18 protein-coding genes are annotated in these 20,968 nt (G+C 62.1%); 2 read left to right on the top strand and 16 right to left on the bottom strand.

Annotated features, from left to right (window positions below):
- On the bottom strand, positions 1-588 hold the full coding sequence (locus HMPREF3145_RS05315; protein ID WP_070422207.1) for a WKL family lipoprotein: 588 nt from the start codon (positions 586-588) through the stop codon (positions 1-3).
- A 75-nt stretch (positions 589-663) separates the two neighbouring features.
- On the opposite strand from HMPREF3145_RS05315, the gene HMPREF3145_RS05310 reads away from it, so the two are divergent.
- On the top strand, positions 664-1,557 hold the full coding sequence (locus HMPREF3145_RS05310) for an asparaginase (protein ID WP_070422379.1): 894 nt from the start codon (positions 664-666) through the stop codon (positions 1,555-1,557).
- Here HMPREF3145_RS05310 and HMPREF3145_RS05305 read toward each other — a convergent pair.
- Together HMPREF3145_RS05305 and HMPREF3145_RS05300 are read right to left on the bottom strand one after the other, a co-directional pair.
- A complete protein-coding gene (locus tag HMPREF3145_RS05305; RefSeq protein ID WP_070422206.1) occupies positions 1,546-2,928 on the bottom strand; it encodes a DNA polymerase IV in 1,383 nt (460 codons plus the stop codon). The two genes, HMPREF3145_RS05310 and HMPREF3145_RS05305, sit on opposite strands and share 12 nt — an antisense overlap.
- A gap of 42 nt (positions 2,929-2,970) precedes the next feature.
- Positions 2,971-4,269 carry an HNH endonuclease signature motif containing protein gene (locus HMPREF3145_RS05300; RefSeq protein ID WP_070422205.1) on the bottom strand — a complete coding sequence of 433 codons (1,299 nt, stop codon included), beginning with the start codon at positions 4,267-4,269 and terminating at the stop codon, positions 2,971-2,973.
- Between the two features lie 217 nt (positions 4,270-4,486).
- On the opposite strand from HMPREF3145_RS05300, the gene HMPREF3145_RS05295 reads away from it, so the two are divergent.
- Complete coding sequence (locus HMPREF3145_RS05295) at positions 4,487-5,650, top strand: S1 family peptidase (RefSeq protein WP_070422204.1); 1,164 nt, start codon at positions 4,487-4,489, stop codon at positions 5,648-5,650.
- A 74-nt stretch (positions 5,651-5,724) separates the two neighbouring features.
- On the opposite strand, the gene ileS is transcribed toward HMPREF3145_RS05295, so the two are convergent.
- From ileS to mraY, 13 genes are all read right to left on the bottom strand, one after another.
- Entirely contained in the window at positions 5,725-8,889 is a 3,165-nt protein-coding gene (gene ileS, locus HMPREF3145_RS05290) for an isoleucine--tRNA ligase (protein WP_070422203.1), read from the bottom strand.
- A 218-nt stretch (positions 8,890-9,107) separates the two neighbouring features.
- Positions 9,108-10,067: a DivIVA domain-containing protein gene (locus tag HMPREF3145_RS05285; protein WP_070422202.1), complete on the bottom strand. Its 960-nt coding sequence runs from the start codon at positions 10,065-10,067 to the stop codon at positions 9,108-9,110.
- Between the two features lie 131 nt (positions 10,068-10,198).
- Entirely contained in the window at positions 10,199-10,507 is a 309-nt protein-coding gene (locus HMPREF3145_RS05280; protein ID WP_070422201.1) for a YggT family protein, read from the bottom strand.
- A 22-nt stretch (positions 10,508-10,529) separates the two neighbouring features.
- Positions 10,530-11,012, bottom strand: coding sequence for a cell division protein SepF (locus HMPREF3145_RS05275; protein WP_070422200.1), 483 nt, complete (start codon positions 11,010-11,012; stop codon positions 10,530-10,532).
- Positions 11,013-11,047: 35 nt separating this feature from the next.
- Entirely contained in the window at positions 11,048-11,734 is a 687-nt protein-coding gene (locus HMPREF3145_RS05270; RefSeq protein WP_070422199.1) for a YggS family pyridoxal phosphate-dependent enzyme, read from the bottom strand.
- On the bottom strand, positions 11,727-12,452 hold the full coding sequence (gene pgeF / locus HMPREF3145_RS05265) for a peptidoglycan editing factor PgeF (RefSeq protein WP_070422198.1): 726 nt from the start codon (positions 12,450-12,452) through the stop codon (positions 11,727-11,729). The genes HMPREF3145_RS05270 and pgeF overlap by 8 nt, the downstream gene beginning before the upstream one ends.
- Before the next feature lie 14 nt (positions 12,453-12,466).
- Positions 12,467-13,681 carry a cell division protein FtsZ gene (gene ftsZ, locus HMPREF3145_RS05260; RefSeq protein WP_070422197.1) on the bottom strand — a complete coding sequence of 405 codons (1,215 nt, stop codon included), beginning with the start codon at positions 13,679-13,681 and terminating at the stop codon, positions 12,467-12,469.
- A 132-nt stretch (positions 13,682-13,813) separates the two neighbouring features.
- Complete coding sequence (locus HMPREF3145_RS05255) at positions 13,814-14,491, bottom strand: cell division protein FtsQ/DivIB (RefSeq protein WP_070422196.1); 678 nt, start codon at positions 14,489-14,491, stop codon at positions 13,814-13,816.
- A gap of 17 nt (positions 14,492-14,508) precedes the next feature.
- On the bottom strand, positions 14,509-15,930 hold the full coding sequence (gene murC, locus HMPREF3145_RS05250; protein WP_070422195.1) for a UDP-N-acetylmuramate--L-alanine ligase: 1,422 nt from the start codon (positions 15,928-15,930) through the stop codon (positions 14,509-14,511).
- Complete coding sequence (gene murG / locus HMPREF3145_RS05245) at positions 15,930-17,006, bottom strand: undecaprenyldiphospho-muramoylpentapeptide beta-N-acetylglucosaminyltransferase (RefSeq protein ID WP_070422194.1); 1,077 nt, start codon at positions 17,004-17,006, stop codon at positions 15,930-15,932. The genes murC and murG overlap by 1 nt, the downstream gene beginning before the upstream one ends.
- 12 nt (positions 17,007-17,018) lie before the next feature.
- Entirely contained in the window at positions 17,019-18,413 is a 1,395-nt protein-coding gene (locus HMPREF3145_RS05240; RefSeq protein WP_070422193.1) for an FtsW/RodA/SpoVE family cell cycle protein, read from the bottom strand.
- 43 nt (positions 18,414-18,456) lie between these two features.
- Complete coding sequence (gene murD / locus HMPREF3145_RS05235) at positions 18,457-19,851, bottom strand: UDP-N-acetylmuramoyl-L-alanine--D-glutamate ligase (protein WP_210384153.1); 1,395 nt, start codon at positions 19,849-19,851, stop codon at positions 18,457-18,459.
- Positions 19,848-20,954, bottom strand: coding sequence for a phospho-N-acetylmuramoyl-pentapeptide-transferase (mraY, locus tag HMPREF3145_RS05230; protein WP_070422191.1), 1,107 nt, complete (start codon positions 20,952-20,954; stop codon positions 19,848-19,850). Before mraY ends, murD begins: the two co-directional genes overlap by 4 nt.
- Between the last annotated feature and the right edge of the window lie 14 nt (positions 20,955-20,968).

The raw sequence follows: 20,968 nt of genomic DNA, 5'->3' as shown, positions 1-20,968 counted from the left end.
TTACAGGCCAGGAGCTGCCGGAGGCGCCTGCTCGGCTGGGGCTTCGGCCGGGGCCTCAGCCGGTGCGGCCGGTGCGCCGGTGTTGCACATGTCCGGCACCTGCTCCGGCGGCAAGGTGTTGCTGACCAGGAAGCACGCCCAGCTTTGCGAGATCTTCCAGTGGCCCTCCTCGTACACAAACTCCACATCCTCAGCCAGCTGCGATTCCGCGTCCGGTCGGGTGAAGTTCACCGTCGCCAACACCGAGTTGGTGGTGTAGCCCGGCAACACCGGGTTGACCACCTGGAAGTTCGCGCCTGATTCCTGCTGAGACTGAGTCATCAGATCGAACAGTTCCGGCGTGGTTTCGCCACCCTGGACGGTGTTGGCGCGCTCCGCAATCGGCAGGTTCGGGTCGGCGGCGCGTTGCAGAACTGCGTTGAGCTCCTCCGCCGTGGGCATTTCTGCCACTGGCGCTGCGTCGGATGCGCTTGCCTGTTCGGCTGCGGTGGTGGTGTTCTCCGTGTTGTCGGACTCGCCCGAGCAGGCGGTCAGACCCAGCGCGAGGCTGGCCGCTGCAAGTGCCGCAGCAAATCGCTGTGCTTTCACGTGTTCTCCTTGCATACCTTGATTGACTTGCTCAACGTTACTGCACTGAAGCCCATTTCTGGCACTCTGGTGCACATGACCGTCTACGTTGTCTCCACCGGAGGCACCATCGCCTCCACCGCCGATGTCTCCGGCGCACTGGTGCCCACCCTGTCCGCCGACGAACTTGTCGCCCGTAGCGAAACCACCCGTGACGTGCAAACTCGGGAGATTGCGAGTCTGGATTCGTCGTCAATGGGGCTCGCCGACATCGACCGCCTTCGTGCGCTCACTAGCGCATTGCTTCACGACGACACCCTCACCGGCCTCGTCATCACCCACGGCACCGACTCCTTGGCAGAAACCGCCCTCGCGTTAGAACTCGTCCACCGCGATGAACGGCCCGTCGTGTTGACCGGTGCGATGCGCTCCGCCGATCATCCCCACCCTGACGGGCCCGCGAACCTGCGTGGCGCGATCGAGGTGGCCGCCACCCAACGCGGCGGTGGCGCCTTCGTTCACTTCGGTGGCGCAACCTTGCCTGCACGCGGCCTACGCAAGCGGCACACTACCGATCTGGACGCCTTCGACGTCCCCGTTTCACTGCGCCGACCTATGCCTGTCCCCGCTGCGCCATTGGATGGCTTGTTCGTGCCGATCCTGCGTGCGTGGCCGGGTGACGACGGCACCGTTGCACATCTTGTCGCCTCGAAGTCCCCCGACGGCGTCATTGTCGAGGCCCTCGGTGCCGGCAACGTCTCCGACGGCACCGGCGAAGCACTTCGCGACATGCTGCGCCGCGGCATCCCCGTAGTGATTGCCACTTCTGCCCCCTACGGTGCAGTGACCTTCGCCTACGGCGGCGCAGGTGGCGGTTTTACCCTCGGCGACCTCGGCGCGCTGCCCGCCGGCCATCTCTCCCCCGGCCAAGCTCGTATCGCACTGCTCACCGCCCTGGCCACCGGTGTGAATCCCAGCTCACTGCTCTGACAGCCAGTCCTCCCACGCCAACGAATCGACGGGGTCGGCCGGGACGAGCGCGGGATCGTCGCTACGCAAGCTCTTGACCCTGCCAGGCCCCGTCGCGCGAGTTTCAAACCGCACCGTGACCCACCCTTTGCCGGCCCCTTGCACCCAACCGTGCCCAAACTCAGGGTGAAACACGTCCTGGGTAGCCCGCCACTGCCCTGGCGTGTCTCCCATCTCTGAGACCACCTCGAGTCCAGCCGGTGCGGCATGATCACTCACCCCAGTTTCGTAGTCCTCCGCCACCGGCGCCGGCTTCACAATCTCCTGATCCAACTCCGGAAACAACACATCCTGCAGCGCATCCTCCAGGCCCGAATACGACACCCCCACAAGCCTGATTGGCCCGACTTCGTCCGGGTAACGCACCAGTCGAAACGCCGTTGCGAGCAGGGTTTCCGCATCGTCGGTTGCATACGGCAGGGTCGCCGAGCGGGATTCGATGCGAAAGTCCGCCATCCGCAGCTTCACTGTCACCGTGCGAGCCCCTCTCCCGTCCTTGAGCAACCGTCGATGCGAATCCGCTGCCGCACGTTCCAGCGCAGTGTCTACCTCCGACGGCTGGGTTAAATCGTTCGGGTAGGTGTGCTCGGAGGAGATCTGCTTCGCCACAGCACGCGGGGCAACCGGCCGCTCATCCACACCGCGAGCAAGCCACCACAGCTGCTTGCCCACCGCACCACCAATCGCGATATCGAGTTCTTTCTCGGTCAGCGCCGCCAAATCCCCAATCGTCTCGATCCCCGCCGACGCTAACTTCGCCTCCGTCACCGGCCCCACACCCCACAACTCATTGACCGGCATCGGATGCAGGATCTCTAACTGTTCTTCATGCGGGATGACAAACACTCCGTCCGGTTTCGCGCGGCCCGAACCAATCTTGGCGTATTGCTTGCCCGCCCCAGCTCCGATCGAGCTCGGCAAGCCAGTCTCCTCCTTGATCTCCGCGCGCAACTGGTTCGCCCACTCACGCACCTCGTCAGGGGTAGCACCAATGAGCTCAGCTGGCTCCATGAAGGCTTCATCGATGGACAGTTGCTCCACCACATCAACGTGCTTGCTAATCACCTCGAACACTCGCCTCGACGCGGTCGTGTACACCTCCCGCCGGGGTGCCACAAGAACTGCTTTTGGCCCCACCAGACGTGCCGCCCGGTGTGTTGGCATGGCGGAGCGCGCCCCATACTTTCTTGCCTCGTAACTGGCGCCCGCCACGACCCCGCGGCCGGTCACACCCGCAACGAGCACTGGCCGCCCTTTCAGCGTGGGACGGGTGAGCTGCTCACATGACGCGTAGAACGCGTCCATGTCGATATGCAGCACCCAGCGAGTCATGCCACCACTGTGCACCACCGCTACCGCCGAGTTCCAATTTCGTCATTCATCGAATGAGGTACCCGTGATGAAATCCAGGCGACGCGGCAACCCTCGCCCGCGGGAAACAAACCGCGCACCATCGTTAAACGTGAAGAACAGGTCGGTTCCCCTGCTTTCAATTGTGATCGTCCCGTGGCTAACCTGCGAGTGACAACTCGAGCACAGTGGAATGAGGTTATCCATGTTGGTCGAGCCACCATGCTCCCATTCTCGGATGTGGTGGATCTCAATAAACCGGCGATGCGAGCACCCAGGCATGGCACATTGATACCCCCACGTTGCTAGCAACGCCTGCACCTGGCCGTCAGTGGCGAACCGCTGTGCACGGCCGACGTTGATGGTCAGCCCATGTTTGTCCATCAAGTGCAACCGCACCACGGCGTTAGCAAGGTAGCTTCGCACATCCTCTGACCGTGCGGCACGGTTTTCGGGCATCCAACAGCCCCCGCCCTGATTCACCATGAGATTGACCTGCACACCGGGGCTACGAAGCGGACTAATCGGGTGAGCCCGCACCATATCCACCATGGCCAGCAACGCTGCGTAAACGTCCTGTTTCTCCGGAGGCCCGTAGCGCGAAACCGTCTTCGCGATGTCTTCGGCGGTGATCTTTGTCCGTTTCCGTGGTTCGCGATCCTGCTCAGAGGCGACAGCATCCTTGGCGTTGGTGGCGTCGTCGATAAGCAGTTGCACCTTTTCAGGATCGTTGAGATCCTCCGGATCGACGTCCTCCAGACCAAAACTGGCCAACTGCGCCATTTTCAGCGCGGTCAGAAGTTTCTGCCCAGCCACGGCGGGAAGACGGGCCTCGAACGCAAGCATGCCATCGTCGCACTCGCTGGCCCGGGCGAAGGGCTCGGTCGGCTCATCGTCTTTCGGCCCGGCACCGGCGAGCACAAGTTTCAGGTCCGAAAACGCCAGAGACAACGCAAGAGCGACAAGCTCCTCTTCGTTTTGCTCGTCCAGAAACTGCAGGACAAAACGAACCGTCGAATACGGCATCACCCCAGACTCAAACGCCTCGAATAACCGGCGATACCTGCGCAGGCCCCGGGCAACCCTCACATACTCAAAGGCCGTCGGTTCGGGCAGGTTGAGTTCCCTACGCAACCACGTCGCGGTCGACTTCTCCCCATACTGCGACGCGAGATCCTGCTCATCGAACTGCCCGACTGCTTCAAGCATCCGCGCACGATGGTGATTGGCCGAAAGGTGGTTGACCTTAATCCGGTCTTCGAGCACCTCTGCCGACAAATCATTCGTTCGATCAGCCACCCACTGGCTCACTGCAACTGTCATGTTCACACCCCTTGTTTACAAACATTGACACCTTTATATATCGTATAGGTGTTCGAGTCAATAGTTTTCCTCAAATCTACCCAAAGAGGCCATTCCCCCACCTTGGCTGCGCAGCTTTTTCACTATGCCGCTGCATAGTTTGGAGCAGACGGCGGTTCTTTGTTCGAAAAACTATGCCGCTGCATAGTCGACACATTCGTCGCCACGATGTGTCACCATGACATCTGTGAAGATCATCCAAACGTTAATCTCGGTAGCGCTCGCATCCGCGACCACGCTCACTGCGCTCACTGCCTGTTCCGGTGCAGAAGATATCGCCGCCGATGCTCCCGAGACCAAACTGACACCGACTGAGGTCGCCGAATTATGTCAGAACGCCGCCAGAAACGCGTCCACCGCCGACGGCGTTGCCTACGACGCCCTAACGGTCTATGCACACGAGGTGCCCACCGACGCAATCACGGGACAGTCGTTCGACAGCGAGATCTCCGGTTTTCTCAGCAATGACGAATACATCGGTGAATTCACATTCCGTTGCAGGATCGACGACTCCGACGCCCAAGTGAGCAATTTTTATTTCCCTCCCGAGAACTTTCTCGCCCCGCAATCGGAATCCAGCCCCACAAGGCAAGCACAGCGACAGCACGCACAGCCGCAGCAACCACAGGCGCAGGCCGTGGACCCGCAGCGCATCGACCCACGAAACAACGGCGCGGGAGTAACCGGCAGGGACGACAACCTGGGCATTTACTATCACAACAAACAGGACTGGCTGTTTCTCGAGGCTCCGGGCAAGGTTGTACCTGGCGCGAAGATTTACAACGTGAACAAAAGCTACTGCTCTACTGGTTTTATCGCGTCGCGGGAAAACCGCACATTCATCGTTACTGCCGGGCACTGCGGCGATGTGGGTGACCAGTTCTACGTCAATGACCAATACGGCGGGTCACTGGTTGTGGGCGAGATGGTCGAATCCTTCTACGAGCGCGACAACACGGGCTTTATCGGCACCGACATCGGACTGATTGAGATTTACGACGATGCCAAGCCGTACGTGGATTCCGCACTGCCCGTAAATTCCCGATTGAAGGGCTGGATCACCCCAGCCCAAGCGGGGCAAGGCAACATGACCATTTGCCGTCTCGGTGCCACCACTGGCTACTCCTGCGGCAAATTCGTCGAGGTAGATAGGGCCGGCCAATTCGTGTTTCGCAACATCGCTGACAGAGGCGATTCCGGAGGCGCGATCTTCGCGTTCGACGGCACGGACGCATGGGCACTAGGGGTGACGTCGAACGGCAGCGACTACAACAAGACGCTCACCAGCGGCATGGAAATCGCCGGCGCAATGCAGCACTGGGGCCTCACGCTTCACGGCTAGCCCCTAAAAACACTATGCCGCTGCATAGTGGTCCGGGTCAGGATCCACTATGCAGCGGCATAGTCCGTCAGCGCCTAATTCTTGCGAACGGTGGCGGTCACACCGTCGACAACATCATGGCCTTCGACTGGTTCGGTGACCACATCGAAGGAGGTTGCCAACGTTTCAGCGGCGATGTGCTCTGCGTGACGACGAGCCCACTCCTCCTTCTCAGCCGGCACCGCAAGCACAACCGCAATGCGATCGGAGACCTCAAGGCCCTCACGCTTGCGCGCATCCTGCAGGCCACGGATGACATCGGCGGCCCAGCCTTCAGCCTCGAGTTCCTCAGTGACGTTGGTGTCCAGGACGACGAGGCCGACGGCGGCGTCGGCGTCGACACGCGCAGTGCTCTCCGGGTTCTCGGCGACGAGACGCTCGGTGTAGAGCTCCGGAGTCAGCACGATGTCGCCGTCGACCACAACGTCGTCGCCACGACGCTCATAGTTGCCAGCCTTGACGTTCTTGATCGCGCGCTGGACATCCTTGCCCAGCTTCGGACCAGCAACCTTCGCATTAACGACGACCTCGAACGAACCAGCCGAGTCCACATCCGCGGTGAGCTCAACGTCCTTGACATTCACCTCGTCGCGAATGGTGGAGCGGAACGGCTCAAGTAGATCAGCCTCTGGCAGAGCAACAGTGAGCTTCGGCAGTGGAAGACGGTTACGCAGCTTGTTCGCCTTGCGTACCGACGACGCCGCCGAACACACCGCACGCGTCGCATCCATCGCAGCGACCAGGTCAGCATCCGCCGGCAGGTTGTCTGCCTTCGGGAAGTCAGTCAGGTGCACGGAACGGCCACCGGTCAGGCCACGCCAGATCACCTCAGAGATGTACGGCAGCAACGGCGCGACGGTACGGGTCACGACTTCAAGCACCGTGTAAAGCGTATTGAACGCCTCCGGGTGCGCCTCCTGGCCTTCCCAGAAACGATCACGGGAGCGACGCACGTACCAGTTGGTCAGGGTGTCCGCGAAGCGACGCACCTCATCGCAAGCATCGGCGATGCGCGTGTCGTCGAGAGCCTCGCCCACGGCCTCAACCAAGTCGTGGGTCTTGGCCAGGATGTAACGGTCGAGCACGTTGTCGGAATCCACCGACCACTGAGCGTCCTCAGAGGAGTACAGCTGCAGGAAGGTGTACGCGTTCCAGATCGGCAGCAGCGCCTGGCGCACGCCCTCGCGGATGCCCTGCTCAGTGACGATCAGGTTGCCACCACGCAGGATCGGCGAAGACATCAGGAACCAACGCATCGCGTCGGAACCGTCGCGGTCGAAAACCTCGTTGACGTTCGGGTAGTTGCCCTTGGACTTGGACATCTTCTGGCCGTCGGAACCAAGCACGATGCCGTGGGCGACGACCTTCTTGTACGCCACACGGTCGAACAGCGCGGTAGACAGCACGTGCTGGACGTAGAACCAGCCACGGGTCTGGCCCGAGTACTCGACGATGAAGTCAGCCGGCTGGCGAGCGTCGTGCTCCTCGCGGTTCTCAAACGGGTAGTGGTACTGCGCAAACGGCATAGAGCCGGATTCGAACCAGCAGTCGAGCACGTCCGGCACGCGGCGCATCATGGACTTACCGGTCGGGTCGTCCGGGTTCGGACGCACCAGTTCATCAATGTGCGGACGGTGCAGCGACTTGGGGCGCTCACCGAAGTCACGCTCGAGCTCATCGAGGGAACCGTAGACATCCACGCGCGGGTACTCCGGGTTATCGGATACCCACGCCGGCACCGGGGAGCCCCAGTAGCGGGTACGCGAAATGTTCCAATCGCGAGCGCCTTCGAGCCACTTGCCAAACTGGCCATCGCGGATGTGCGACGGGATCCAGTCGATCTCCTGGTTGAGCTCGACCATGCGGTCGCGGATGTCCGTGACCTTCACAAACCAAGCCGGCAGCGCCATGTAGATCAGTGGCTCGCCGGAGCGCCAGGAGTGCGGGTAAGAGTGGACGATGGTCTGGTCACGCACGACACGGCCCTTGGCGCGCAGGTCGCGGATGATGTCGCGGTTCGCGTCGAAGACCAACTTGCCTTCGTAGTCCGGAACCAGCGAGGTGAACTTGCCGTCGGCGTCGACGGGGATGACCAAATCGATGCCGTAGTCCTGGCAGGTGAACATATCGTCTTCACCGAAGGCGGGCGCCTGGTGGACGACACCGGTGCCGTCCTCGGTGGTGACGTAGTCCGCGTTAAGCACCATGAACGCGTTCTCATGATCGCGGAAGTAATCGAATACCGGCTCGTACTCCAGGCCCTCGAGCTGGGCGCCGGTGAACGTGGAGATGACCTCGTACTCGCCGAGTTCCTTCGCGTATGCGCCGAGCAGGTTCGTCGCCAAGAGCAATGGCGTATCGACGACACCCTCATCCCCCGGCTTCACCAACGAGTACTCAACCTCCGGGTGAACCGCCAACGCCAAGTTCGACGGCAGCGTCCACGGCGTAGTGGTCCAGGCGATCGCAGCCGCATCGTGCAGTTCAGGGTGCTCAGCCCACGTCTTCTCCGCAGCGTAGCCGGCGCGCCCGCCGGTGAACGGCATGGTGACGGTGACGGTAGGGTCCTGGCGGTCGCGGTAGGAATCGTCGAGACGCGTCTCCTGGTTGGACAGCGGCGTGTGCTCTGCCCAGGAGTACGGCAGCACACGGAAGCCCTGGTAGATCAAGCCCTTGTCGTAGAGCTCCTTGAACGCCCACATGACGGATTCCATGTACTCCGGGTCCATGGTCTTGTAGCCGTTCTCAAAGTCCACCCAACGAGCCTGACGGGTGACGTACTCTTCCCACTCGCCGGCGTAGTTCATGACGGACTTCGCGCAGTATTCGTTGAACTTCTCCAGGCCCATGTCCTCGATCTGAGCCTTGTCGGTGATACCGAGCTGCTTTTCCGCCTCAAGCTCCGCAGGCAGACCGTGGCAGTCCCAGCCGAACACACGCGGCACATGGAAGCCAGTCATCGTGCGGTAGCGCGGAACGATGTCCTTGACGTAGCCCGTCAGCAGGTGGCCGTAGTGAGGCAGACCGTTAGCAAACGGCGGGCCGTCATTGAACACGTATTCTTCGCAACCTTCACGCTGCTCAAGCGATGCCTGGAACGTTTCATCCTTGTTCCAGTAGTCGAGCACAGCGCGTTCCATCTCGGGAAACTTGTCGCTGCCTCCGGTCATATCGACCTTAGGGTAGACGTTGCCAACCATGACACTCCTCCACACACAATCTGCAGGGACGCATGTGCTGCGCGGTACCACCCTGCTTGGGGCGAAAGCCCCCACTTCATTTGTGGTGAAGGAAGTGACGTCTTCCCATTTAACGTCCGGTTCTAATAAGCGTAATGCCGTTCTTCCGGAATGCTCCCCGGTGATAGCCGGATCAAAGCGTTACGCCCGGAAGTGTAGCACTCCCGGGCGTTGAGGTTTTACTTCTCGTTCGGCGCCGTAGTTGAGCGGGCCTCGAGTTCCTCGAGCTGGGACTCAAGCAGCGTCTTCAGGCGAGTACGGTACTCGCGCTCGAAGGTGCGCAGCTCCGCAATGCGATTCTCCAGCGCAGTCTGCTGCTGCTTCACCGTGTTCATAATCTCGGTGTGCTTGCGCTCTGCATCTGCCTTGAGCTTGTTGGCCTTCTCCTCCGCTTGGCGGATCTGGGCCTCGGCGCGGGAAGCGGCCTCGCCAGTGGTCTCCTCGGCCTTCTTCTGGGCCTCGGCGACGAGCTGCTTGGCGCGAGTCTCCGCCTCCTGCAGCTGAGACTGGGAGCGGGTCTGAGCATCCTGCAGCTGCTTCTTCGACTTCGCCTCGGCGTCAGCCACCTCGCGCTCGGCAGCGCTGCGTGCGTCTGCCAGCATGGAGGTTGCCTCTGCCTGGGCATCGCTGGTCAGACGGTCTGCCATCTCCTGTGCAAGGCCGAGCACCTTGGCAGCCTGGATGTGCGAATCCTGCGAAGGCTCTGCCTTCTGCGGGGCGGTGTTGACCGCCTTGGACACGCCTTCAGCCGGACGCTTCGCAGCCTGTGCGCGAGCTTCCTCAGCCTGCTTGCGGGCTGCTGCCGCATCTTCCTTGGCAGCCTTAGCCTCAGCCTCAGCCTTGTCCTTGGCTTCCTTCGCGGAACGCAGCTGCGCCTCGTAGTCAGCGCGGATCTTCTGCTCCACCTCGCGGCGGATTGCAGCCTCGTCTGCGGAAGAACCGGCTGCTGCCGGTGCCGCTACGCCAGCGCCACCCTCTTCGAGTCGTGCGCGGAGCTCTTCGTTTTCATCCTGGAGCTGTGCAAGCGCGTCTTCAACCAGGTCGAGGAACTGATCAACTTCGTCCTCGTTGTAGCCCCGCTTGCCAATCGGGGGCTTGCTGAAAGCGACATTGTGCACGTCAGCTGGCGTCAACGGCATTTGCGTTCCCTTCATGTTCTTGTAACGGACCCGCGTCTGCGGGTCGCGAATGCGCCCCACGTTACGGGAACGTACTTAATTTGTCTGCTGAATTGTAACTGTTTCGTCTACACAACGCACATGACAGCGCGCTAATGCAGTGCCGGAACGATCATCGTCGCCCGGATAACCATCTGGAGCAGGGAAAGTGCCAGGAAAAGCACGATCACGCTCACATCGAGCCCTACTCCCCCGTTCAACCTCAACGGGGGGATGAGCTTGCGTAATGCAAACACTGGAGGGTCGGTAATTTTGAACAGTGGTTCCGCCACCATGATGAACCAGTGGGGCGGGTCGAAGTGCTTCGAAAATGCCTGAATCATCTCAATGATGATGCGCACGACGACAATCAGCGAGTAGATGCCGATGACGGCGTAAAGAATTGCTCCGATAAGTGCCACGCGTTCACACCCTACAGGTTGTCTAGCGCAGGCCCGCGGAGCGCTTCAGCGCTTCCTTGTCCACATTGCCGTGCTCCGGGACGATCGCGAACAGACGCTTGCGGGTCTCCTCGCCACGGGACAGGTTGTGCATGCTGCCACGCAAGCCAAAGCATAGGCCGGCGGCGAAGTCGACGATGCGCTTTGCATCGGCGGTGTCCAGATCGGTGAGGTCCATCACCACGGCGTCGCCATCGCGGAACGGCTCGCCGATCTCCTTGGCATCGTTGTAATTACGCGGAGACACGTTGACGATGCGCGGGGTCGGACGGTAGCTGGCGCGTGTCGACGACACCTCGCGGTGGTCACGCTCATAACGCGACGGACGCTCAGCACGGTCGTACGCGCCAGCGCCAGCAGTCGAGGAAGTTTCGGAGTAGCGCGAATCCTCAAAGTAGGCGTCGTCCTCGTTGTTCTCGATCGGACCGAGGCCGAAGAATTCCTTTGCGCTGCCAAAGAAGGACATAGTGGGGCTCCTTGGGGGTGGTTTTGCGATGAAGGTCAGCCTACGGGGCGGGGTCCAAGCAGCGCTGTTCCGACACGCACGAGATCGGATCCGCACGCGATTGCTGTCTCAAAGTCCCCGCTCATACCGGCCGACAAGATGAGGTCGCGGCCGAGGTGGGCGGAGGTCTCGTCGACAAGCGCACGTGCCCTGCGGAACACCGTCTCGGGGTCGGAGTTCAACGGGGGCACGACCATGAACCCGTCGAGGCGAAGATGCTCGGAGTTTTCGACTGCCTCGATGATTTCCGGCACGTCGTCGTAGGAGGCGCCGCCACGGGCGGTATCGCCGTCGTCGGAAAGCTGAATCAGGCACGGCAGGATGGCTGTGGTGCGGTCGCCGCGCTCGAGGGCAAGCGCCATGCCACGGTCAAGGCCGTGGGCGAGTTTGACCGAGTCGAGCGAGTGGACCTGAGCCGCCCAACGCGCGACGGCGTTAGCTTTCTTGGACTGGATCTGGCCGATCATGGCGATCTGGCACCGCCCATCCAGAGCTTCAGCCTTCGCGCGGGCCTCCTGCTCGCGGTTCTCACCGACGAGGGTGATGCCTGCCTCGGCGAGTTCAATAATGCGCTCAACGGGGTGGAATTTGGTCACGGGCAAGAGTTGCACGCTGCCTTCCGGGCGGCGGGCGGCGCGCTCAGCATCGTGAATCTGCTTGGTTACGGTTTCAAGGTTATGCATCTGGCATCCAAATCACGCCGGCCTGACGTCCGGTGACGCCCTCGCGGCGATGGGAGAAGAAATCGGTATCGGTGATGGTATCGCGCGGATCTGCGTCGATGTGGGTCACGCCCATGCTCATCAGTTGGCGCACAAGCCCGGCACGGACGTCGATGCCCGCGGTCCCCTGCTTGGTGGTTGTGCGCGAGCCGGGCAAATGCTTTTCGACGTCCGCAGCCATCTCGGCAGGCACCTCATAGGACTCACCTGCCGCCGCCGGCCCGAGCAGCACCTGGATACGCTCCGGGGCTGCGCCAAGCGCCACCATCTCCTCGACGGTGCGGTGCACAATGCCGTTGCGCGCTCCCATACGGCCCGCGTGGGCTGCGGCGATCACACCTGCGCTGTGGTCGGACAGCAGCACGGGGGTGCAGTCCGCAACCAGCACGCACAGTGCGAGGTTTTTCTCGCGAGTCACGATCGCGTCAGTGGCCGCAACCGGCTCATCCGCGGGCCCGTCGACCACGGTGACGGTGTTGGTGTGGAGTTGTTCCATCCACACGAAACGCTCGGCGGGAAGGCCCAAGATGTCGGCGAGACGCTGGCGGTTCGCAGCGACGTCGGCTGGGTCGTCGCCAACATGCGTTCCCAGGTTGAACGCATCGTACGGAGAACGCGAAACCCCGCCAGCACGGGAAGTAAACACCATGCGGACGGGGCGGTTGGAAAGATCTGGCATGCCAGCCAGTCTAACTAGCGCATGAAATCAGGCACATCCAAGTCGTCGAAGCCGCCGCCGAACTCCTCGTCGCGGCGCGGACGGGAGTCCTCACGGTCCGTAAACAGGCCACGGTTTGGCTCGTAGCGGTGACGAGCCTGGTAGCTCTCCGACGGCTGCTCGGCGCGGGTCTCGGTCCGGGTCTCAGTGCGTGGCTCGGCCGGCTTCTCCGGCTGGGACTCAAGCTCCTCGGCCGGAGCGACGACGCTTGCCTGCGGGGCGTCCTCGGCAGGACGAGCGTTGGCCTTCTCGTCGAAGCCGGTGGCGATGATGGTCACGCGGACCTCGTCGCCCAGGTTGTCGTCGATAATCGTGCCGAAGATGATGTTGGCATCGTCGTCGGCCTTCTCCTCCACGATGGAAGCAGCGTTGTTAACTTCCATCAGGCCGAGGTCGGAGCCACCGGCGACGGAGATGAGCACGCCCTTGGCGCCCTCCATGGTGGTCTCCAGCAGCGGGGAGTTGATGGCCTGCTCAGTTGCGGTCATCACACGGTTCTCGCCGCGCGCAGAGCCGACGCCCATGAGCGCGGAGCCAGCGTCAGCCATAACGGAGCGCACGTCCGCAAAGTCGACGTTGATCATGCCCGGGATGGTGATCAGATTGGTAATACCCTGAACACCGTTGTAGAGCACCTCGTCAGCCGCGCGGAACGCTTCCATCATGGAGAGCTCCGCGTCTCCCAGCTGCAGGAGGCGGTCGTTCGGGATCACGATGACGGTGTCGCAAACTTCCTTCAGGTTCTCAATGCCAGCCAGCGCCTGGCGGGTACGGCGCTTGCCCTCAAAGGTGAACGGGCGGGTCACAACACCAATAGTCAGTGCGCCCATCTTCTTTGCAATACCTGCGACGACCGGGGCCGCACCAGTACCGGTGCCGCCGCCTTCGCCTGCGGTAACGAAGACCATGTCGGAGCCCTTCAGGGACTCCTCAATCTCCTGCTTGTGGTCCTCGGCGGAAGTGCGGCCAACCTCGGGGTTCGCGCCTGCGCCCAGCCCACGGGTGGCTTCTCGACCAATGTCGAGCTTGGTGTCGGCATCGGTAAACAGCAGCGCCTGCGAGTCAGTGTTGATGGCGACGAATTCGACGCCCTTCAACCCCTCCTCAATCATTCGGTTCACAGCGTTGACGCCGCCCCCGCCGACACCGACGACGCGGATCATGGCGAGGTAGTTGGCGGGAGAAGTCATAGCGTAAGTCTCGCCTTTCAAAACTCGGGTGTTCAGTTGCGTCCCATCATGTTTGAAAGCGAAGCATTTTTTGTGTTCTCCCCCGGCGTGTCACAACCCTAAACCTGTACTTTAGGGTTGTGACCTGGGGTTTTAGCGCGAGGTCACCAACTCGGGGTTAGAAATATTGAACTCGTGGCCTTCCAACTGGAGCACGGTTTCGAGCGCCAGCGCCTTATTCGCATTGTCGGTTGCAGCTCCCCACTGGACTACGCGGTCGTCGTCAAGCACGAGCGTGTAGGTGTAGTCACCGTTGGCTTTGAGCGCGCGGACGCGAGGCCGGGCAACATCGCTAATCGACGACGCCACCTCCACCGCCTGCGCAAACCGCTCCTGGGCCACCCCCTGGATCTCCACAGCGCCTGCGGGCGGCGCCGCAACGATGAAATCGCGGCCCTCCCGGTCGATCAGGTGCGGCTGGCCATCAATGTCCACCCACGCCACCGGATCATGCTCTGTGATCTCCACACTGACACCGTTCGGCCACGCGCGCGACACTGTTGCGGAATCCACCCAGGGGTTTGCGGCAACATTCTCGGCGGCTCGGCGCGGCTTCACCTTGCCTATCGGCGTGCCGTAATCAATCCCGGTGAGGTTGCGTACTTCCTCCTCGGGCAGGTTCACGGACCCCTCGACGGCAATATCGTTCACGCTCATCAGCGGCGTGAACGGCACGGCCGCGCACACAGCCACAACAATGGCCACCGTTGCTGCGATCGCACCGTACGGGATCTTCCGGTGCTTCGGCTGCTCCTCGGTTGAGTCAGGCATGGGAACTTTTGTGGACATTACTTGCCCGCCAACGCATCCAGGATCTCGTCTGCCAGCATGGTCACACTGCCCGCCCCCATCGTGAGCACCAAGTCACCCGGCTCGGTCACGGACGCAACGGTTGCAGGAGCAGCAGAGAAGTCCGGTTCAAGGTGCACCGGGATGGTCATTTCGTCGCTAATAATGCGCGAAGTCACACCCTCAACCGGGGTTTCACGGGCACCGTAGATATCTAACAGCACGCACTCGTCTGCCAGCGACAATGCCTTAGCAAACTCGCTGGAGAACTCCTGGGTGCGCGAGTACAAGTGCGGCTGGAAGCACACGACCACACGCGCACCGTTGCCTTCTGCCTCCACCTTGTCGCGGGCCGCGGTAAGCACCGCCTCCACCTCGGTCGGGTGGTGGGCGTAGTCGTCGTACACGCGAGTCTCGCCGACGCTGCCTTTGTACTCGAAACGACGGCGCACGCCCGTGAACTCGCTGAGCCCCTGGGCGAGCTTCTCCGGATTCGCGCCGACGAGTACCCCACCGAGCAGCGCTGCTGCCGAGTTGAGCACCATGTGGCGGCCCGGGATAGCCATGCTGTAGGTGACCTCGCCGGAGACATCAGGCGTGCGCAAACGCACACCGACTGCGGTGTGCTCGCCTTCCTGGCGCTCTTCGGTAATCACCGCCGCTGCCGGCACGCTCGGGTGGCGCTTCGCGGCTTCTTCAGTGCCGTATCCGTAAACCGTCAGACCACGCTCGATTGCGCGCTCACCGCAAGCTGCGGCGTGTTCGTCATCAAGGCACACCACGATGTTCTTCGCAATGTCCGCAAAATCATCGAACACCTTGAAATACGCCTCACGCGTGCCGTAGAAGTCCAGGTGATCCGGCTCAATGTTCGTAATCACGGCGACATCTGGGGAGTAACGCAACAGCGACGCGTCCGACTCGTCGGCCTCCGCGACAAAAACCTCGCCCTGGCCGTGATGAGCGTTCGTGCCAGCACGGTTGAGTTGCCCGCCGATCGCGAACGACGGGTCTTGCCCTGCTGCTTGCAACGCCACGACCGCCATCGACGTCGTCGAAGTCTTGCCGTGCGTGCCAGCGAGCAACAGCTGAGTACGGCCCTCCATCAACTCGGCCAGCAGGTCCGAGCGGCGCAGCAGCGGAACACCCTCCCGCTTGGCGCGGACGAGTTCCGGGTTGTCCTGCGGGATAGCAGCAAAGCTCGTCACCACCGCGGTGGGCAGCTCGCCTGAGAGCTGCAGGTTGGCCTCGTCGTGGCCAAGCGCCACCTTCGCGCCCTTGGCCTTCAGCGCCCGAACCGGACGGGAGTCCTTCGCGTCAGAGCCAGTCACGGTTGCGCCTCGGTCCAACAAGATATGCGCCACGCCCGACATGCCGGCACCGCCGATGCCAATGAGGTGCACGCGTGAGAGATCCGTCATCAGTTTTCCTTTCCAGCCGCATCAGCAATGCGGCGCGCGAGGTCCTCGGCAACATTGCCGGCACCGGATTGAGCAATAGCGTGGCGCATCTCGGCGCGCACGTCGTCGTTATTCAACAAAGGCAGCAGCTTCTCGACGAGTACGTCGCCGGTCAGCTCCGCGTCGTCGATACGCAATGCCGCCCCTGTGGCCACCAAGTGTGCAGAGTTCAACCCCTGCTCACCGTTACCGTGCGGCAGCGGGATGTAAATCGCAGGCACACCGGCCGCAGAGTTCTCCGCAACCGTCATCGCCCCCGAGCGGCACACCACCACATCTGCGACCGCATAGGCCGCCTCCATGTCGTCGATGTACGGCACAGCCGTATAGCCATCGTGGGGTGCAGGTGCGTCGTTCTTGCGCCCGTAGGCGTGCAGCACCTGGTGGCCGGCAGCGGTGATGCGCTCCACTGCATCGGCGAGCGCCGTGTTGATGCTCACCGCACCCTGGGAACCACCAGTGACGAGGACAGTCGTCTTCTCCGGATCCAGCCCCCACGTGCGTAGGCCACGCTCACGCTTTGCCCCATCCGGGTCGACCCCGACACCGGGACGCACCGGAATGCCGACGACGTCGCCGGCCATGCCCGAGTTCGCCACCGCATTCAAGCCCACGCCGCCGAGCTTGACCCCAAGCTTGTTCGCCATCCCCGCAAGCGCGTTTGTTTCCAGCACGAAAAACGGCAGCCGCAGCGACTTCGCCGCCAAGTATGCCGGCGCCGACACATACCCTCCGGTACCGAGCACCACCTGAGCATCCGAAGATTTCATCGCTTGCTTCGCCTGATTCACGGAACGAAGCAACTTCGCCGGCACCGTGGCCAGCTTCCACGGCTTCTTGCGCGGGATGGGAACCGGGTCAATCAACGCCAGCTCGAACCCGCGGGCGGGAACGATTGTGGTTTCCAAACCACGCTCGGTGCCTAACGCAACGACGTTCGCGCCAAACTGATCGCGCAACACCTCCCCCACGGCGAGCGCCGGCTCAATATGGCCTGCGGTGCCGCCGCCTGCCAAGACGACGTTGAGTTCACTCATGTAATCCTCCTGCTATCTACGCACGCGGCGCGGCCCACCAGTGGCTTGACGCACCGGCGCCGTCGGGCGGTGATTGCGCTGTACCTGCTCACGTGGGTGCTCGCGAGGCTGGCGTTGCTGTGTGATCGGACGGGGCTCCTGGACGCCAAGCATGCGGTCGAACACTGGGCGGCCGTAGTTCTGCATCGCGGAAATCGCATCCGGCTCGTGGCGAGCCACGTTTGCCAACACACCCATCGCACCCAGGGTGATCACCGCCGAGGTACCGCCGGCAGAGAGCATCGGCAGCTGAATGCCGGTCACCGGCAGCAGACCGATGACGTAGCCGATGTTGACAAACGCCTGCGAAACAACCGCTGCCGTCAGCGCCGCCGCCATCAGCGTCTGGTACTGCGACTGCGCACGCCGAGCGGTACGGAAACCGAAAAAGCCGAGCAAGGCGAACAGGGAAATAACCAAGGTGCCGCCCCACAGGCCGAGCTCTTCGCCGATGATCGCGAAAATAAAGTCGTTGCGTGCCTCAGGCAGGTAGAACCACTTCGCGCGGGACTGGCCAAGACCGACACCGAAAATGTGACCGTCTGCGAGCGACAAAAAGCCTTGGTGGGACTGGAACGCAATACCTTGCGTGTCATCGAAGTGGCCGCGCAGTGCGTCGAAGTACACGTGGAAACGCGCAGAGCGGAAACCTCCGGACAAGAACGCCACAATCAGTGAGAACGCGCCACCAATTCCCAGGTAAACGATTGCCTTCTTTGGCACACCCGCGAAGATCAGGATGAAGGCGACCACAACCGCGAACGACAAAGCCATACCCATGTCGCCCTGTGCGGCAATCAGCGCGACACAGATTGCAGCCACGATAAAGAACGCGAGGAAACCGTTGTTGGCCTGGAACAAACGTTGCGGATTTCTGTGTTCGAGCACCTTCGCGCCCCACATCGCGATAGCCACACGGGCCACCTCCGATGGCTGCAGGCGCAGCGGGCCCAGCACAATCCACGACTGGGAACCTACCTCTTCGCGGCCGGTGCCCAAGGGCGTGAGCACCAAGATCAGCAAAATAACGGAAGCGGCCATCAGGACAGCGGAGAAGCTGCGCAGCCGCTCAGGCGGCGTTTTCAGCGCCACCCAAAACGCGATCAGGCCACCGATGACCATGACGGTTTGGCGGATGGCCACGCCCCAGACGCTCTCGGAATCTGCGAACGACGTCGCCATTGACGACGACATCACCATGACCACACCAAGACCTGCAAGCACCAGGACAATGCTGCGGATCATGGTGTAGTCGATGAGCGGCCGGGAATCCAGAAACTCCTCGAATTTGCGCACCTTAAGTGCCAATTTTGAGGTTGGCTCGGTCGATCGCGGGGCACGCCGCGTTGTCCCCTGTTGCACCGCCATGCAGCTGCCCTTTCATTCGAGAAGTCTCAACGTGAAGTTGAGCTTACTTGTTATCCGGGCTCCAGTGTCGCATCGCTGCCGCTGCGAAGGCGTCGCCACGCGCTGACATGCCCGAAAACATATCCAAGCTCGCAGCAGCCGGCGCCAACAGCACCGTATCGCCCGGCTGCGCCTGGGTCGCCGCCCACGCAACAACCTCATCCATGGCTTGTTCCGGATCCGTGGAGTCAGAGACAAACACCGGAACGTCCGGGGCGGCCGCGTTGACAGACGCGCGGATGAGCTCACGATCCACACCGAGCAGAGCAACGGCGCGGAACTGATCAGCGTGTGCTTTGACGACACCGTCGACGGCAGCGCCTTTGAGCTGTCCTCCCGCGACCCACACCACCGTGCCCGCACCGGTGAGCGCAGAATCCGCCGCGTGCGGGTTCGTGGCCTTGGAGTTATCCACCCAATCCACACCGCCGCCGGAGTGCACCACCGCCCCACGGTGACCGGCCACGCGGTACTTCTCCAGTGCCCGCTGGATGTGATGCGGCTTGGCCCCCTGGGTCAACGCCACCGCAGCGGCCGCGAGTGCGTCAAGCAGACCGGCGGCTCCGGCGGGCTCGATGCCGTCGGCACTTGCAACGTCGATAGTTTCGCCGCCGAGTTTGGCCACGATCCTGCCGCCCGAAACACCGACCTGGTTGTCGCCAGGCTCTTGAAGTGTGAACCCGATGATGTCGTCGCGACCAGTCTGCTCAGCTAAACGCTGCACCTCCGTATCGTCGATACCTGCAACCGCATGCGTTGCTTGCAATACCTTCGCCTTCGACGCGGCGTATTCCGCAAACGAGCCGTGCCAGTCAATGTGGTCTTCAGCCAGGTTCAGCAGCACGCCAGCATCCGGCACGAGCTCGGAGGACCAGTGCAGCTGGAAGCTGGACAGTTCGGCAACGAGGACATCGACGTGTTCGTCGAGAAGCAGCACCTCTCCGACCGCGGTGCCGATGTTGCCGCAGGCACGTGCGATACGGCCGGAGTCGGCGCCGACTTCGGTCATCATCGCCGCCAGCATGCCCGTAGTCGTGGTTTTGCCGTTGGTGCCCGTGACGACGAGCCACGTCCGCGGTGCGCCAAACACGCCGGCGCGGTCAAGGCGGAAGCACAGTTCAACATCGCCGATGACGTCGATGCCGGCGGCGGTGGCGTCGACAAGCAATGGCGTATCAGGTCGCCACCCGGGCGAGGTGACCACAAGGCCAGTGTCAGCGAAGCGCTCGCGCGCTTCAGCGCTGGAACACACCGCGAAGCCTTTTGCGGTAGCGGCTGCGCGCCCATCCGGGTTGTCGTCGACAACCGTGCAATTCGCACCCGCCTTCGTCAGCAAGTGTGCTGCGCCGAGACCAGAAACACCAGCACCGGCGACTAAAACATGATCTGGCAGCGTCACAGGCCCGCTCCCTTCAACGAGAGCCACTCCCCATAAAACGCCGCGAGGCCAAGCATGACCGACATCCCGGAGATGATCCAGAAACGCACCACTACGGCAGTCTCTGGCCAGCCGCCGTTTTCAAAGTGGTGGTGGAACGGCGCCATGCGGAACACTCGCTTGCCGGTGGTCTTGAAGGACGCAACCTGAATCACCACGGAGGCGGCCTCCAGGACGAACAACGCGCCGATGACAACCATCAGCAACTCGGTGCGCGAAGCAACCGACAGGCCCGCAACAAGGCCACCGAGTGCCAGCGAGCCAGTATCCCCCATAAAGATCTTCGCGGGTGCGGCATTCCACCACAGGAAACCCACGCAGGCACCAAAACCGGCCGCCGCGAGGATAGCCAGGTCCAACGGGTCGCGCACCGAGTAACAGCCAGCGGTCGCGACAGCGTCACAAGAGTTACGGAACTGCCAGAACGTAATGCCCGAGTAGGCAGCCATCACAAGTGCCGTCGTACCAGCGGCCAACCCGTCGAGACCGTCAGTCAGGTTCACTGCATTCGACCACGCGGCCAGCAGGATGTAGATGAACACCAGGAAGATGATGGCCCCCACCACACCCCCGCCGATGGCGAGGTTGATCGTGTCGATGTCGCGCACGAACGACAAGAACGTCGAGCCAGGTGTCAGACCGTTCTCGTCCGGGAACTGCAAGATAAGCAGCCCGAAGGCGATCGAAATGACAAACTGCGCCACAAGCTTCGCTGTCTTATTGAGCCCAAGGTTGCGGTGCATGAACAACTTAATGCCATCATCGGCAAAACCTACGAGGCCGAGCGACAGCGTAAGCCCCAGCACGATCAGGCCCGAGGCAGTAAACGCCGTGTGGCCCGTAGCCAAGGCTGAGAGACTGCCGCCGACGTAGCCAAGCGCGATTGCTAACAAAATAGCGATGCCGCCCATTGTTGGCGTGCCACGCTTGCGGGCGTGCGACTTCGGGCCGTCCTTGCGTATCTCCTGCCCCATCTCGCGGCGATGGAAATATCTAATGAGCAGCGGGGTCACAAAAATCGAGACCAGGAAACTAAGAATCCCGGCGCAAATGACTTGAACCATGAAGTGTTACCTCG

This window comes from Corynebacterium sp. HMSC05C01 (assembly GCF_001807155.1).
GTDB lineage: Bacteria > Actinomycetota > Actinomycetes > Mycobacteriales > Mycobacteriaceae > Corynebacterium > Corynebacterium coyleae.
Note: the sequence above shows the minus strand (reverse complement) of the source record. Positions and strands in the feature narration are given on the sequence as shown.

Bases quoted from the DNA above. Each gene is read 5' to 3' on its own strand.
- HMPREF3145_RS05310 (WP_070422379.1), top strand. From the start codon at position 664: ATGACCGTCTACGTTGTCTCCACCGGAGGCACCATCGCCTCCACCGCC.
- HMPREF3145_RS05305 (WP_070422206.1), bottom strand. From the start codon at position 2,928: ATGACTCGCTGGGTGCTGCATATCGACATGGACGCGTTCTACGCGTCA.
- HMPREF3145_RS05300 (WP_070422205.1), bottom strand. From the start codon at position 4,269: ATGACAGTTGCAGTGAGCCAGTGGGTGGCTGATCGAACGAATGATTTG.
- HMPREF3145_RS05295 (WP_070422204.1), top strand. From the start codon at position 4,487: ATGACATCTGTGAAGATCATCCAAACGTTAATCTCGGTAGCGCTCGCA.
- ileS (WP_070422203.1), bottom strand. From the start codon at position 8,889: ATGGTTGGCAACGTCTACCCTAAGGTCGATATGACCGGAGGCAGCGAC.
- HMPREF3145_RS05285 (WP_070422202.1), bottom strand. From the start codon at position 10,067: ATGCCGTTGACGCCAGCTGACGTGCACAATGTCGCTTTCAGCAAGCCC.
- HMPREF3145_RS05275 (WP_070422200.1), bottom strand. From the start codon at position 11,012: ATGTCCTTCTTTGGCAGCGCAAAGGAATTCTTCGGCCTCGGTCCGATC.
- HMPREF3145_RS05270 (WP_070422199.1), bottom strand. From the start codon at position 11,734: ATGCATAACCTTGAAACCGTAACCAAGCAGATTCACGATGCTGAGCGC.
- pgeF (WP_070422198.1), bottom strand. From the start codon at position 12,452: ATGCCAGATCTTTCCAACCGCCCCGTCCGCATGGTGTTTACTTCCCGT.
- ftsZ (WP_070422197.1), bottom strand. From the start codon at position 13,681: ATGACTTCTCCCGCCAACTACCTCGCCATGATCCGCGTCGTCGGTGTC.
- HMPREF3145_RS05255 (WP_070422196.1), bottom strand. From the start codon at position 14,491: ATGCCTGACTCAACCGAGGAGCAGCCGAAGCACCGGAAGATCCCGTAC.
- murC (WP_070422195.1), bottom strand. From the start codon at position 15,930: ATGACGGATCTCTCACGCGTGCACCTCATTGGCATCGGCGGTGCCGGC.
- murG (WP_070422194.1), bottom strand. From the start codon at position 17,006: ATGAGTGAACTCAACGTCGTCTTGGCAGGCGGCGGCACCGCAGGCCAT.
- HMPREF3145_RS05240 (WP_070422193.1), bottom strand. From the start codon at position 18,413: ATGGCGGTGCAACAGGGGACAACGCGGCGTGCCCCGCGATCGACCGAG.
- mraY (WP_070422191.1), bottom strand. From the start codon at position 20,954: ATGGTTCAAGTCATTTGCGCCGGGATTCTTAGTTTCCTGGTCTCGATT.